Below are 15,690 nucleotides of genomic sequence, written 5' to 3' on the forward strand. Positions count from 1 at the left end.
AAAAATAAACATACCATACTGCTTTCAATCAATAAATCATTCAAACACAGACATAAAACAGCCTGTTTCTAAAATGAAACAGGCTGTAAAATTTACTATCGGCTTTATTCTTTAAGCCAAAATCTGTTATTTATTCTTTAACTGATCGGGAATATTAGTGGTTACAAAACCTATTCCCTGATTTTTTAGATCCTGATAAATTGCCGGATCATTTACTGTCCAGGAGTTTGTGATCAATCCCAATGCTTTCGCCTCAGAAATCCATGTTGGATTTTTCTGGAAAACGCTGTAATGGTAATCCATTCCGTCAAGACCTTCTTTTTTGATCTGCTCCGGAGAAAGCTCTCCGTTCAGATACTGAACCTTGAATTTTGGTTCCAGCTTTTTGATCTGTTTGCAGATGTTCAGGCTGAAAGAAATATATTCACTCTGCCCTTCCAGTTTCATATCCCTGATCATTTTAAGGGTTTTCTGAGTGATCTCATTTTCTATTTCCGGAGTTTTTGCAGGCTTGATCTCAACGATCAGCTTTAAAGAGGGATCTTTTTTGCCCTGCTTCAGATAATCTTTTAGTGTTGGAAACTTTTCGCCATTCGACAGCTTCAATGCTTCCAGCTCTTTGAAATTGGTTTCAGAAATCTCCATTTCACCATGATGTTCGTCATGATTGATCACAAGAACTCCATCTTTGGTCATTCTTACATCGAATTCCGATCCGTATATCTTTAATTTCTGGGCATTTTCTAAAGATTTAATAGAATTTTCCGTTGTAGGCGGCTGAGCCTGGAAATAGCCTCTGTGTGCAATAATCTGGGTTTGTGCCTTCATTACGACTGTGCTTAAAACTGCTAACCCTAAGATAAATTTTTTCATAATACAATTGGATAATTAAATAAAAAACTTAAAATGTTTGATAAAGGTACTATTTAAATGTTAAAAGCTGTATTTGGCTCCGATCTGGATCTGGTAAGGATTCCCGGAAAGAGGCGCCAAACCGCTGGTATTTTTAACGTATTCAAACTGCCTTGTAGTCTGGTTGAATTTGGTTACCCTGTACAACGACATATTACCATAAGATTTATTCACACCCCATTCTTTATTAAGAAGGTTCGCCAGGTTGAAGATATCTACAGAAAGCTCAAATGCACCGATCTTTTCAAATTTAAATTTCTTCGCAACACGAACATCCCATACCCCGTAGAAACCGTTTTTACCTCCGTTACGTTCTGCAATGGCATTGTTGTATTTTTCAACATAATCTTTCAATGCCTGTCCTACTTCCGGATCATTAAGAAGCGGCTGGGTAATAATTTCCGGGAAAATATAGGCAAGATCATTGGAATCCACGAAATCTCCATTAATGTTTCCTCCTGCAGTCACCGAGAAACGCGTTCCTCCGATTCCTGAATACCTTACTCCCAAAGTAAAGCCTGCAATGGTAGGTGAGTTACCGTAAACCACGATCTTGTTTCTGAACTGGTTGTCAGAATAGCCCATTCTTAAATCTCTCGGATCACCCTGAACCGGAGTAGATAATGTTGCAGAATTCGCCACATTTCCGTTATATGAGGTATTATCTTTGATGTCGGACCATGTATAACTTGCAGTGATCTCCCCATCTTTCCAGTAACGGTAGCTGGTATCTACCACGAACGAGAACTGGTTTACTTTTCCATCGCTTACAAGCTCAAGCACTCTTCCGAATTTTTTATTGATTCTTCCTTCTTTCCAGTCGATACTCACACTTTTATTATCATTATTGATGATAGTAGATGCAGGCACATATACTCCTCTTCCCCCTTCATTGGCTAAAGTGAAGAATGGATTGCCCATCATGTTTCTGTCATAATAGAAGTAATTGTTTCTTCCCAGCGCCATATATCCGGCAATTCCTGCTCTGAATCTTTCATTAAAGAAGTGTGTATAGGAAATATTCGCTTTATAAACGATTGGAATTTTTGCGTCTTCTCCTGTATAATTGATTGTTGGGATCTGATACTGTGAAAGTGAAGGAACCGTTCCGTAGTCATTTCTATATCCTGGAAAATCAGGAGTCAGGCCAACAGTTCCTGGATTCACATCTACTGTTGCCAAATGTTTTCCGTCAAAAACAAGGTTATTGATCACCATATAGTTGTTGATATCGGAAGAGAAGATTCCCGCACCAAATTTTAAGAAATCCTTATTCTCTTCGTTGATATTCCAGTCAAACTGAAATCTTGGCTGAATAACAAAAGACTTGATCTGGTTATCCGTTCTGATTCCCATTTCGTCAAAAAGCTTTTGATTGAATTCAGCTTTCGGGTATCCTCCGTAATCGAATCTTAATCCGGCCATAAAATCAAGACCTGTTGCTATTTTGGTCTGGATCTGTCCGTATATTCCTGCATTCCAGATACTGGATTTTACAGAAGGATCGTCCATCAACGGTACTTCTCTGTAGAACCTGTAAGGAGTAAGATTGGCAAAATTTGTCATTCCCTGGAACTGGAATCTTCCGTTCACTTCACTTCCGTAGATCGATTTTGATCTGGTAAACATCAGATCTGCTCCAAAAGTATATTTAATCTTATCCGTGTTGTAGTATAAGTTATCCACAATCTGGAATACATTATTCCGGAAACCTTCCTGGGCAAAACGATGTCCTCCAATCTGGATATTGGTAGATCCAACACTGGAGGCAACTCCTTCTACAACGGCTCTTGGAACCGGATGTCCCAACTCATTGTTCTGGTAGCTGTCCTGAAAGGTATATAAATACTGTGCTTTTAGTTCATTCGTGATATTCGGTTTAACGTTAGTTCTTAAAGTCAAAAGTAAGCTGTTATCCAGGTTTTTATCATTCCCGTAAGATTCAAAGAAGTTGATTGCGGTATTATCCCCCAATCCGTTTTTATTAAGATCGTAGGTGAAATTATTTCTTAACGTCAATAGGTTTTTTTCATTGATCTGCCAATCCAAACGAAGGAATCCTGCGTCAGAATTTCTTACTTTATCAAAGCTTCCGAACTGCGGAGTATTTCCAACTCCATATTTTTTCCTTGCAATATCAAGGAACTGGTTCAGCGTCTCAGTTGTTGTATTAAATCTCTTCTCGTCGTCTTTAGATTTGATATCCGCAATGATTAACGGTCTTGAATCCAGCTGATGATCCCATGCCACGAAGAAGTGTAGTTTATTTTTAATAATCGGTCCGCCCAATGAAAATCCGAACTGGGAAGTAGAGAAATCATTTTCTCTTTTGTTTCCCCTGATGTCATACGGACTGGATAACCAGTTTGTCCTTAAATATTCCCAGGCACTTCCAGAAAATTTATTCGTTCCGGATTTGGTAACGGCGCTTACAGTTCCACCACCACTTCTTCCCAGTGTTACATCGTACTGGTTGGTGGTAATTTTAAACTCACGGACAGCCTCAATAGAAATAGAAAACGGGGCACCACTTCTGCTGGTTGTGGATCCTGCTGAGGTTGGGTTTTTAGCCGTCATTCCATCAATCGTAAAGTTGGTTGAAGATCCCAGCTGGCCGGAAAGATTCCCTCCTTTTCCGCTTAACGGGGACAGTTCGGTAAGATTAGTGAAATTCCTTCCGTTTACCGGCAGCATGCTGATATTCTTTGCTGAAATAGCTGTAGCTGCTCCAAGGTTTCCGATCTTATTTTTCAGGTTTCCGGTAACAACCACCTCTTCTATCTGCTTTTCGCTGCCGCCCAGGCTCATATTGACGGTCACCTGATCTCCAAAGTTGACGTTATATCCTTCTTTTTTCTCCTCGTTCACAATAACCGTATAAGGCCCGCCCAAAGGAATTTCTTTGAAAATATATTCCCCTTTTGAATTGGTCTCCGTTTCCGTCCTGAACCCTGTAGACTCGTTCACGATCGTTACTTTCACTTTTTCCTGAGCAGTACTGCCCAGCCCGGTTACTTTTCCCACAATAGAAGCCTGCGTAGTCTGCGCATAAGCCAGTGTTCCAAATCCCAAAAACAATAATCCTAGTACAATCTTTACTTTTCTCATCTCTTCAAATTAGATGTGCAAAGGTATTTTGACATTCCGGACCATCTGTTTAAGGGAGCTTTAACAAATTTTCAACTAAATCATAACATTATGTTAAATTAATTTAAACAAACGTTTTAAAATAATGATTATTAACACTTTAAATGATATTACAGCTTTTTAATATTTCTATAATATTTAATTATGGTATTTTTTAATGAAATTAGTTTAGCTATTTTTGCTCAAAAGATAGAATGCAATGCCTGAAAACATAGAGCAAAAAATAGAACAGCTCCGCAAGGAACTTCACCAACATAATGAAAATTACTACCTCCTGGATGCCGCTACCATCTCTGATTTTGAGTTTGATATGCTTCTGGAAGAGCTTCGGGACCTGGAGGCAAAGCATCCGGAATTTTATGATGAAAATTCGCCTACCGTTCGTGTAGGAGGCGGTATTACTAAAGTTTTTCCAACGATTCAGCATAAATTCAGAATGTATTCCCTGGATAATTCTTATGATTTTGATGATCTTGAAGACTGGGAGAAAAGAATTATCAAAACGATCAATGATCCGGTGGAATTCGTTGCGGAACTGAAGTATGACGGCGCTTCTATTTCTATCCTGTATGAAAACGGAAAACTGGCTCAGGCTGTAACGCGCGGTGATGGCTTCCAGGGAGACGAAATTACGGCAAACGTCCGAACTATTTCAGATATTCCTCTTACTTTAAAGGGTGATTTTCCTGCCCATTTTTTTATGAGAGGTGAAATTTATCTGACCCGTAAAAATTTTGACAAGATCAATAAACTGCGTGAAGAAGAAGGACTGGATCCTTTCATGAATCCGAGGAATACTGCCAGCGGAAGTTTAAAAATGCAGGACAGCGGCGAGGTAAGAAAACGCGGTCTGTCATCGGTACTTTACCAGTTTATTTCTGAGGATGTCCCTGCACAGAGTCACTGGGAACTGCTTCAGAAGGCTCAAAGCTGGGGTTTTAAGACTTCACAGCAGGCAAAGCTCTGTAAAACAATGGATGAGGTGAAGGAGTTTATCAGTTTCTGGGATACGGAAAGGCATAATCTTCCTTTTGAGATTGACGGAATTGTTTTAAAAGTCAATTCTTTGCAGCAGCAGAGACAGCTTGGTTACACGGCAAAATCACCAAGATGGGCTATGGCTTATAAGTTTAAAGCCGAAAAGGTAGAAACCCAACTTCAGAGCGTATCTTATCAAGTGGGAAGAACCGGTGCGATTACGCCTGTGGCTAATCTGAAACCTGTTTTACTGGCTGGAACGATCGTAAAAAGAGCTTCTCTCCACAATGAGGATATTATTAAAAAACTTGACCTGCACGAACATGATTTTGTTTATGTGGAAAAAGGCGGCGAAATTATCCCCAAGATTGTAGGCGTCAATACTGAAAAAAGGACTGAAGAAAGCAAAGAAATAGAATACATCAAGCACTGCCCTGAATGTGGTACCGAGCTTGTAAAAATAGAAGACCAGGCCATCCATTTCTGCCCGAATGATCTTCACTGTCCGCCTCAGGTAGTGGGAAGAATGATCCATTACGTTTCCAGAAAGGCTTTGAATATCGAAAACCTGGGAAGCGAAACTATCGAACAGCTTTACAGAGAACTCTTAATCGAAAATCCGGCTGACTTTTATGCTTTAACGAAAGAACAAATCCTTCCGCTGGAAAGAATGGCAGAAAAATCTGCACAGAATATTATTTCAGGGATTGAAAAGTCGAAAGAAATTGCATTTGAAAAGGTTTTGTACGGAATCGGGATCAAGCATGTGGGTGAAACGGTTGCCAAAAAACTGGTGAAAAATTTCGCTACTATTGATGAGCTGAAAGCCGCTACCATAGAAGAACTTTGCCAGGTGGAAGACATTGGTGCCAAGATTGCAGTAAGCATCGTTGAATTCTTCAGCAACCCGGAAAACATCCTGATGATCGAACGTCTGAAATCTTATGGAGTACAGCTTGAAAAGGGAGAAAGTACGAATGAGGTTCTGTCTAATGTTCTGGAAGGGAAAACTTTCCTTTTTACCGGAAAATTATCTTTGTTCACTAGAGAACAGGCTGAAGAAATGGTGGAAAAACACGGCGGAAAGAATATTTCTGCAGTTTCTAAAAACCTCAATTTCCTTGTGGTAGGCGAAAAGGCCGGAAGCAAGCTGAAAAAAGCGCAGGACATTGGTACCATCACCATTCTGGATGAACAGGAATTTCTGGATCTGGTAGAGAAACAGTAATACCTTTAATAAATAATAAATAAGCCATTGAGATTGTATTTCAATGGCTTATTTTTTTTGTAAAGTCCAAGCCTAATAGCATTGAATTGTGATTATAGACTAAACAGATGACACAGATTCATAAAACATGGAAAATATTTCTCGCAGATGGCTCGGATAACGCAGATTTTTATAGTGGTAGCAAATATATTCAATGGGAACGGGCTTTAGCTAAAATTTAAATTATTCGGAAAGCCATAACTGTTTATTAAATAACCATATTTTTCCTCATATTTCTACAATTCCATAATATTTATACAGAATAAAAAATTAACACAAAAACAATATTTAAATAAATTATTTAAACAAAAACAAACAAAACAAACATTATATGAAATAATAAAAATTAAAAAGTAATTATTTTTCGTAATACAATTTTTCATATATTTATCAAAACAAATAATCACTCGACCATGAAAAAACTCTATTTTTTTGTGCTTTTTCTGGCACACTTATCTGTCATCGCACAGATTGTCAACATTCCGGATCTGCAATTTAAAGCCAAACTCCTTTCCGGAACTGCCACCAACCACATTACTCAAAATCTTGCAGGCAACTGGATACCTATGGATCTCAATAATGATGGTGAAATACAGGTTTCCGAAGCCGCTAATATCAGAAATATAAACATCTACAGCTCCAATGGCAATTCATTCCAGATTTCCTCAATAGAAGGGATAAAGTCTTTCACCAACCTGGAATATCTGGATGTATCCGACTGTCCAACCGTTCTTTCCGTAGATGTCAGCGGTATGCAAACGTTGAAACTGGTAAGTTTTACGAATAACGTGAATATGACTTCTGCCAATTTTACAGGATGTCCTTTACTGGAAAATATTAATGTATCCAATTCCGCAATTGTCAACCTGGATATTTCCAATCTTCCAAAAATGAATATCCTTACGTGTAACGGAGGAAAACTGCAAACGATCAACTATACCGGAAGTACGACTATGAAATATCTTCTGTGCAGTGACAATGAAATCTCCAGCATTGATGTAAGCTCACTGACTGATCTATACAGATTTCATATTTCCGGAAATTTGCTGACAAGTCTTGATCTGAGTAACTTAACAAAACTTGAAGACGTAGTATGCTCCGCTAACCAGCTTACCTCTCTCATTCTTCAGAATACACCCAAATTAAAATCACTTGAGGCCAGTTATAATAATCTGTCAACCCTTAATTTAAGTCAGAGTCCGATCTTAAATTATCTGAGGATCATCAACAACCAGTTCACCAGCATCGATCTTTCCGGAGTTCCTTTGTTGCAGACGCTTTTCCTCAATAACAACCAGCTTACTTCTCTTAACATTACCCATAACACCATTTTGAACTCATTTAATGCTCCCAATAACAATTTGCAGAGTATATTCATGAAAAACGGCAGGCTTAACTCTGGACTCTATCAAAACAATCCTAATTTAAGCTATATCTGCTGTGACGAATCTGAAATTAATCAGACAATTGCCTACAATACTTCGTTCGGCTATAATAATGTAACGGTAAATTCTTACTGTTCATTCACTCCCGGCGGAACTTTCTATACCATCAAAGGAAATACAAAATATGATCTTAACGGAAACGGCTGCGATCCGGCGGATCAGAATAAGGCATTCCAGAAATTCAATATCGCAGGTAGCGGTACTACAGGAAGCGTTATCAGTAATAATTCTGGCGACTATTCCTTTCCGGTGCCGGCAGGCTCACACACAATAACTCCGGTTCTTGAAAACCCAGCCTATTTCAGTATTTCACCTTCCACTTTCACGGCTAATTTCCCGATGATGACAAGCCCGCTGATGCAGAATTTCTGTATCACAGCCAACGGATCCCATCCGGACCTTGAAATTGTGATTATTCCATTGGATTCTGCAGTACCGGGATTCAATTCGGATTATAAAATTGTTTTCAAAAACAAGGGAACGACCATGCAGTCCGGAACTGTTGGATTCAGCTATAACGACAGTATTATGGATTTCGTAAGCTCTACTGTAACTCCTGATGCTCAATCTACCGGAAACCTTACCTGGAATTTCACAGGTCTTTTTCCTTTTGAAACAAGAGAAGTTAAAGTTAAATTCGAACTGAATACACCAACCGATACTCCACCGGTAAACGATGGTGATATCCTGCATTATACAGCACAGATCAACGGAGCCCCTGACGATACGCCAACAGACAATACATTTACCCTGAACCAAACGGTTGTGAATTCTCTGGATCCGAATGACAAAACCTGTCTTGAAGGAACGATGATTGCACAGACCCAGGTAGGCGATTACGTTCATTACCTGATCCGGTTTGAAAATCAAGGAACTGCCAACGCAAGGAATATTGTGGTGAAAGATGTAATTGATGCTTCAAAATTTGATATCTCTACTCTCACCCCTTTACATGCAAGCCATAGTTTTGTAACGAGAATGACCGGAAATACGGCCGAATTTATTTTTGAAAATATACAGCTTCCGTTTGACGATGCCAATAATGATGGATACATTTCTTTCAAGATCAAAACAAAATCTACTTTGACCATGGGAGATGCATTCAGCAATACGGCAAATATTTATTTTGATTATAATGCCCCGATCATTACCAACACTTACACGACTACGGTAAGAAATGTGCTGGCAGTTTCTGAAACTAAAACAGGCAAGGAAAATATAAGCATTTATCCGAAGCCGGTACAGGATATTCTTTACATCAAATCCAGTGAGGAGATCATCAAAGCTGAAATTTATGATGCTTCCGGAAGAATCCTGAATACTACAGGTGTAAAAACCAATTCTGTAAATGTAGCCGAACTGGCTAAAGGAAACTACATCATCAAGTTGTTTACAAAAGACAAAACGATGATCCTGAAGTTCATTAAAAAATAAACTAATAACCTTATCTATATTTGAAGGGCTGTAAAAAAAATTTACAGCCCTTATTTTTTATCGTACAAAATCCAGTGATACCAAAGTATATAAAATCATTTTATTTGAAAACTATAATCGTGTAATTATCCTTTGCAGTCTTAGGATGAACCATTCTGATCTGTGCTTTATCTTTAAGGTAATCTACATAATTTTCACCGGTAAGTATTTTCCCTTTTTCAGTTTGTTTGTAACCTGCTGCGAGAATTGCTTTTATGTAGGCATCATGCTCTTTTTTGTCTTTGAACTGAAACTCTATATTGTCCTGAGATTTATCATCAGTATAATCAAATTTTCCAATTTTATAGATATATCCCGGGCTGTCATACTCGAACAGAATAAATGCAGGACTTTCTGTTTTGTCATAGAAAGTATATTTATGCTGCTCTTTAATTTCTGTTTTAAATGAAGCCATATCAAGCCTGTTGAATCCGGCGAGCTCTTCCAGTTTGAAAGCCTGACCTGACATCTTTGAGTGAAACATGATTAAAAACAAAAGTAATAGTAAACTAATAGAAGTTTTCATACGTTGGTTTTGTGATTGTGACTTTGTAAATTTAAAAGAATTTTGCTAAATCTATTACTTTAAAATTACAGGCATTCTATTCTTTAAAGCTTCCTGGAAAAATTTGATTTGTTCGGGATTAAGGTCCTGTAAATAGATGATCCGCTTCCCGTTAACTAAAAAATCAGGATAAGATATCAAAACAACAATATCCTTATTAATACTAAACTCTCTCAGTACCGTCGGACTTTTAGTGTTTCTCTTATCAGAATTAAAGGTCAGATTGATGAAACGGGCCTGAATAAAATAAAAATCCTTTGGAAATAAAAAAACGGAGTTTTGGTTAAGAAGTATATCAAAACTGTACCAGCGAATATTTCTACGCAAGAAACCTTTTTCACAAACAATTTTTCCACTGATATTTTTTAATACTTTGGAATCTGAATTTCTGCACCTGTCAATGATCTTTTTCTTTTGAACAGAAAAAAAGATTCCGGAAATTAATTTTAGTAAGATACCTGCCAGAAAAAGGTAAAAGAATAAATTATCGAACATTTAGTATTACTTGAATTGTTAATAAAAATTCTTTTATTTATCTAAAGATTTAAGTTTTGTATTTAAAATTCTAAGCAGAACCTTCGTCTTGACATTTAAGATATCAACTTGTATGGCTTGATGGAAATAAAATGAAAATTTACTTGATTTTTTATTTTTATCTGGTTTTAAAACAATGCAAATACTTTCGGTCGTTTTAATTCCACGATAGGCTGAATTTGATATATAAAATGATTTAATATCTTCAAAATCTACTATCGTCTGTTTTCCAAACATATTATAAATAATAATTTGCCGATCAGTAATCGTAAGTAATGGTTTTCTACGAAACAATAAAATCAAAGAATAAATAAGACCAAAAAGAAACAAAACAAATCCCAGTTTAAGTATAATTATTTTAAAAAGACTATAGCGGTCTATATCCATAAATATAAAACCACAAGTAAAAATAGCTGAGAAAACAAACATGACAAAACTTACAATTTTACTTGAATAAAAATGAGTTTCTTTCATATCTGTATAAGTTGGAATGTTTCAAGGTTCAAATATATAAAATATCCTGTTTTGAAAATTACAAAACAGGCAGCCTGAAATAAAAAGTGCTTCCCTGGTTCGGAGCGCTTTTTACGCCTATATCCCCATTTTGTTTTTCAATGAAGTTTTTAGAAATAGCCAGGCCCAACCCTGTCCCGTTCTGATGCTCTCCCGGAACCTGAAAATAGCGGTCGAAGATCTGGCGGTGGTATTTCTCATCGATCCCGCTTCCGGTATCGGTAATGCTGAACTGAATCATTGAATCCAACCTTTCTACCCTGATCGCAATATTTTCATCCTGGAAGGAATGTTTTACTGCATTGGTCAGAAAATTATTAATCACCCAGACCGTCTTGTCAAAATCTGCGTTCACCCAGTCATTGTCGCTTACAAGATATTCGATATTGATTGGAATATTTTTTTGTTCCGCCAGCTTTTCAACATTCTTTACAGCAGCCTGTACCATCTCTTTCGGTGAGCATTTTTCAATGGTCAGTCTGATATTTCCGGTTTCTACCTGTGAAAGGTTCAGAAGTTCTCCGGTGATATTCAATAGCCTTTGGCCATCATCATTGATACCTTTGAGCAATTCTTGCTGCTGGTCATTCAGCGCTCCGAATTTTTGGTTTCCGAGTAGCTGTACTCCCATTTTTATCGCAGAAATCGGAGTTTTAAGCTCGTGAGAGATTGTAGCTATAAAATTGGTTTTAGCAAAATCCAGTTCTTTGAAAGGGGTAATGTTGCGGAGAAGAATTACTTTCCCGATATATCTGGTTTCTTTTTCACCCGTTTTTACAATATTGATGGGAATGATATCCTGCTCAAAATAGTTTTCCTTATTATCACGAACAATCTTGATCGGTTCTTTCACCGGATGATCGATATTTTTAAGCAGTTCCCGCATCAGATCATTATTGACAGCCACTTCATGGGCGGTCTTGCCAATGATTTCTTCCTTACGTAGATTGGTGATCTTTAATGCCTCATCGTTAATCATGTAGATAAAGTGATTTTCATCCAGCCCGATCACTGCATCATGCATATTATTCACCAGTGTTTCAATACGTTTTTTATCCATCAGCTGTTTGGAAAGGCTGCTGCTTTCGTATTCCTGAAGCTTTTCCGCCATGGTATTAAAAGAATCCGCAAGGCTGTTAAATTCTTCACTTCCTTTGAAATGTACCCTTTCATTATAATTTTTAGCTGCAATCTGCCGGATACTGAACGTCAGCTGATTGATAGGCTCTGCAATGGTCTGAGGCAGGTTAAAAAGCAGGATAAAAGCAATCAGGAAACATACGGTTCCCAGACTGACGATCCAGAAAGTGGCGTTTTCAGCGGTGATGATGGCGATATCACTTTTTCTTTCGATCCCTTTCATATTCAGGGACATGATTTTCGCGAGGTCTTCACGGATCAGTTTTTCTTTTTCCGGAGAAGATTGTTTCAGATAACTATTGAAATGAAGATTCAGGCTTTGGGTAGCTTCTTTTTCGCCAAACTCAGTAAGGTTTTTCTCCTGCAGCTTATTGTTTTTCTGAAAATCATTGACGGCAATAGCGCTGTCCGTGCTTATTTTATCCAGTGCCAGCAACATATTTTTAGAAAATTCCAGACTGTTGTAATTGGCCGTAAGGATCTTTTCCGTATCCGATTTCAGTTTATTGATATAGACGGATCCAATTACTGACATGAGTACAATCAGTAAAAATAAAAGACCTACGCCTAGGGTGAGTTTTGTTTTAAGTTTCATTACTTCTAAGATAAAATAATAATATCTATCTGCCTCTCATTCAGCCTGTTCATCAGCGTATAAATCCAGCTGTAGCCGGAAAGACGCTGCCAGAGCTCTGCGTGGGGTTTTCCTATGCAGACTGTCGTGATATTATGGGCAATCACGTAATCCAGAATTCCTTTGTGGACACTGTTTTCTTTTACCCTGACGACCTTCGCTCCCAATTCCTGTGCTAAATTAAAATTATTAATCAAATACCGCTGTTTATCGAGGGCAATTTTTTCGGGATTCTCCGATGGCTTCTGTACATACAGAACCGTCCACTGGCTGTTGTAATAACTCGCCAGACGGGCAGTTTTCCTGATGATATTTTTAGCGATCTTTTCATTACTGCTGATGCATGCGAGAAATTTTATCGGTTTAAAATTCTCTGTTTTTATTTCCGTTTCCACCTTTCTTTCCACGTGGGCGGCCACCTCTTTCAAAGCAAGCTCCCGAAGCTGCAGGATATGTCCGCTCTGAAAAAAATTGGTAAGCGCAGTCTGGATCTTCTCTTTTTTATAAATTTTCCCTTCTTTCAGGCGGGTCAGCAGTTCATCAGCAGTAAGGTCTATATTCACTACCTCATCGGCAAGACCCAGAATTTTATCAGGAACACGTTCAGCGACTTCTATTCCTGTAATGTTCTTCACTTCTTCATTCAGACTTTCGATATGCTGAATATTCATGGCACTGATGACATTAATTCCGTTATCAAGGATCTCCAGCACATCCTGCCATCTTTTCTTATTTTTTGAACCTTCTACGTTGGTATGCGCCAATTCATCCACGAGAACCACCTCAGGATGTTCATTGATAATGGTCTGAAGATCCATTTCTTCAAGGTTTTTACCTTTATAGAAAACCGATCTTCTCGGTATTTCGGGTATCCCGTCGGTAAGAGCTACAGTTTCCTCACGGTCGTGGGTTTCTACATAGCCGATTTTCACATCAATGCCGTTACGCAGCAGAGACTGTGCCTCCTGAAGCATACGGAAAGTTTTTCCCACCCCTGCGCTCATCCCGATATAGATCTTGAATTTTCCTTTGCGGGATTTCTGAATGAGTTCTAAAAAATGTTTTGCTGATGACATTGATTTTTTTTGCTTTATTTTTTTTAATACAAAAGGCACAAAAGGTTTATTTTCCAACACTTTAGACGATATAAGTAAGTTACGATTATTTTGGACATTTTTTCTTGAACTACTCTCCGAACCACCCCGTCAAAAATTCTTTGAATTTTCTCCACCCCTCCCGTGGAAGGGAATTTCCCCGGTTCTATAAGTGGTATACATCAGTATAAAAATATTTGATTTTTATACTGATGTGAACTTCTTTTCACAATGCGTTTAAACTTCAAATAACTTAAGTTTTAAAAACTTTTGTGACTTTTGTGGCTGATTAATTATTTTTCACTCTTCATTATTCACTTTTCTCTTTCTAAAACCATGCAGCCAGACTTGTTGTGATAAAGAAATTTCCCTGCTTCATCTCATCATTTTTCATAAAAATGGCGTCTTTAGATGTAAAACCTCTCGCTTCTGTACGGAAAACTACGTTCTTCAGAATAGCATAATCCACATTCAGGGAATAGCCGAAGGTCTGGAAACCGTTGGGTGTTTTGGTGCTGATGATCACCCCATTTTTATCATTGTAATATTCAACTCTTCCCGCCAGGGCCCATTTGTTGTCTAGCTGGTATTTCATTAAGACATTTGGAGTGTACCAGATGTTATAACTGTTGCTTCCTTTCTCTTTCTGTTCTGCCCCGATATCAAACCCAAGCAACGCTGAGAATCGTTCTGTCAACTGAAAATTCCCGTAAAGATCATGAAAATACCGCATTCTTTTTTCAGCTTTTGATTTATCGTTTCCAATGAATGAACTGCTGTTCAGGGTAATTTTTTCTGTCGGTTTATAGGTTACCTGGTGCCCGAAAGAAATCGTCTGGTTACCTTCCGGTTTTGCGATACGCTGCCAGCCATTAAGCACTAATCCGCTTAAAAACCATTTTCCATTGTCTGAAGTATAAGAAACCTTTGCTCCGGTTTCAAAATACGGTGAATTTTCAGCAGCAAAACTTCTTGTCAGATTAACATTATCTTTTCCTATGGCACTTTCCCAGCCGATGTGGGAAGGCATAATCCCTGCATCAATCCAAAGGTTTTTGGTCTTTGAAATTTTAATTCCCACGTTTGCTTCATTTACATAGCGCAATGCTTCCTGTTCTGCAGCCATATTGTCCTGCGCATAGGTTCCGGCCATTAAAGCTACATTGGCGCGGAGATTTTCACTCTGATAATTCGCTTTTACCAATCCTAAATTCAGATTGAGCTCGTTATGTCTGTTGTAGGAGTATAAAAAATTCTGACGGAGATGATTGGCTGGTTCATTAAAATCATACGTGTAGAAAAGTTCTGCATAGGCAGAAAAAGTCACTTTATTTTCTGTTTTTAATGAATCTGATGATTGTGCTTTCGGGAAAAAGATCCCGAATAATACAGCACTGGTAATGATATATTTTTTCACGGTGATAGCTAGATTATTTTAACTGATCCAAAGCGATATTAAGCTTCAGTACATTTACTTTTGAAGGTCCTAAAAGTCCTAAAAACGGTTTCTCTGTCTGATTTTTAATCAAATTTCTTACTTTTTCTTCAGAAAGGTTTCGCACTTCTGCAATTTTCTTTACCTGATACAGAGCCCCTTCTTCAGAAATATCAGGATCCAGTCCGCTTCCACAGGCTGTAACCAGCTCTACAGGAACTTTTGCATTTTCCATTCCCGGATGCGTCATCTTTAAGGTATCTATTCTTTTCTGTACGGTTTGCAGGTATTCTTCATTACTCGGTCCTTTATTACTTCCGGCACTTCCCGCTGCGTTATAATCAACAGCTGAAGGACGTCCGTGGAAATATTTTTCTGATTTAAATTCCTGCCCGATATTGGCGTAGAATTTCTGTCCGTTTTGAGTGATAATCTCTGCATTTCCTTTTGTAGGCAATATTTTGGAGCCTCCATACACGATAAGCAGATAAATTCCTACGATAGCCAACATTACAATAGTCAGTCTGAATGCTGTAACAATATGATTTTTCAT

General features: G+C 38.0%; 10 protein-coding genes. 2 read left to right on the top strand and 8 right to left on the bottom strand.

Annotated features, from left to right (window positions below; genetic code table 11):
* Nucleotides 1–126 precede the first annotated feature (126 nt).
* Together V6R96_RS16660 and V6R96_RS16665 are read right to left on the bottom strand one after the other, a co-directional pair.
* Nucleotides 127–873 (bottom strand): glycerophosphodiester phosphodiesterase family protein, encoded by a 747-nt coding sequence (locus tag V6R96_RS16660; RefSeq protein WP_223558535.1) that lies wholly within the window; start codon nucleotides 871–873, stop codon nucleotides 127–129.
* Nucleotides 874–933: 60 nt separating this feature from the next.
* On the bottom strand, nucleotides 934–4,020 hold the full coding sequence (locus V6R96_RS16665) for a carboxypeptidase regulatory-like domain-containing protein (protein WP_336379630.1): 3,087 nt from the start codon (nucleotides 4,018–4,020) through the stop codon (nucleotides 934–936).
* A gap of 238 nt (nucleotides 4,021–4,258) precedes the next feature.
* On the opposite strand from V6R96_RS16665, the gene ligA reads away from it, so the two are divergent.
* Together ligA and V6R96_RS16675 are read left to right on the top strand one after the other, a co-directional pair.
* The gene (ligA, locus tag V6R96_RS16670; protein WP_336379631.1) at nucleotides 4,259–6,265 is read left to right on the top strand and encodes an NAD-dependent DNA ligase LigA; all 2,007 of its coding nucleotides are present in this window, start codon (nucleotides 4,259–4,261) and stop codon (nucleotides 6,263–6,265) included.
* A 452-nt stretch (nucleotides 6,266–6,717) separates the two neighbouring features.
* The gene (locus V6R96_RS16675) at nucleotides 6,718–9,183 is read left to right on the top strand and encodes a T9SS type A sorting domain-containing protein (protein ID WP_336379632.1); all 2,466 of its coding nucleotides are present in this window, start codon (nucleotides 6,718–6,720) and stop codon (nucleotides 9,181–9,183) included.
* Nucleotides 9,184–9,283: 100 nt separating this feature from the next.
* Here the strand turns inward: V6R96_RS16675 and V6R96_RS16680 are convergent, their stop codons facing one another.
* The 6 genes from V6R96_RS16680 to V6R96_RS16705 form a co-directional block, all read right to left on the bottom strand.
* Nucleotides 9,284–9,748, bottom strand: a complete 465-nt coding sequence (locus V6R96_RS16680) for a hypothetical protein (RefSeq protein ID WP_336379633.1) — start codon at nucleotides 9,746–9,748, stop codon at nucleotides 9,284–9,286.
* Between the two features lie 567 nt (nucleotides 9,749–10,315).
* Nucleotides 10,316–10,795, bottom strand: a complete 480-nt coding sequence (locus tag V6R96_RS16685) for an STM3941 family protein (RefSeq protein ID WP_336379634.1) — start codon at nucleotides 10,793–10,795, stop codon at nucleotides 10,316–10,318.
* Between the two features lie 58 nt (nucleotides 10,796–10,853).
* Complete coding sequence (locus V6R96_RS16690; RefSeq protein ID WP_336379635.1) at nucleotides 10,854–12,569, bottom strand: ATP-binding protein; 1,716 nt, start codon at nucleotides 12,567–12,569, stop codon at nucleotides 10,854–10,856.
* Nucleotides 12,570–12,574: 5 nt separating this feature from the next.
* Complete coding sequence (locus tag V6R96_RS16695; protein ID WP_336379636.1) at nucleotides 12,575–13,684, bottom strand: sensor protein KdpD; 1,110 nt, start codon at nucleotides 13,682–13,684, stop codon at nucleotides 12,575–12,577.
* Between the two features lie 346 nt (nucleotides 13,685–14,030).
* Nucleotides 14,031–15,119 carry a porin gene (locus V6R96_RS16700; protein ID WP_336379637.1) on the bottom strand — a complete coding sequence of 363 codons (1,089 nt, stop codon included), beginning with the start codon at nucleotides 15,117–15,119 and terminating at the stop codon, nucleotides 14,031–14,033.
* 13 nt (nucleotides 15,120–15,132) lie between these two features.
* Nucleotides 15,133–15,690, bottom strand: coding sequence for a K(+)-transporting ATPase subunit C (locus V6R96_RS16705; protein ID WP_336379638.1), 558 nt, complete (start codon nucleotides 15,688–15,690; stop codon nucleotides 15,133–15,135).

It is taken from the genome of Chryseobacterium sp. CCNWLW53 (assembly GCF_037083525.1).
Classification (GTDB): domain Bacteria; phylum Bacteroidota; class Bacteroidia; order Flavobacteriales; family Weeksellaceae; genus Chryseobacterium; species Chryseobacterium lathyri.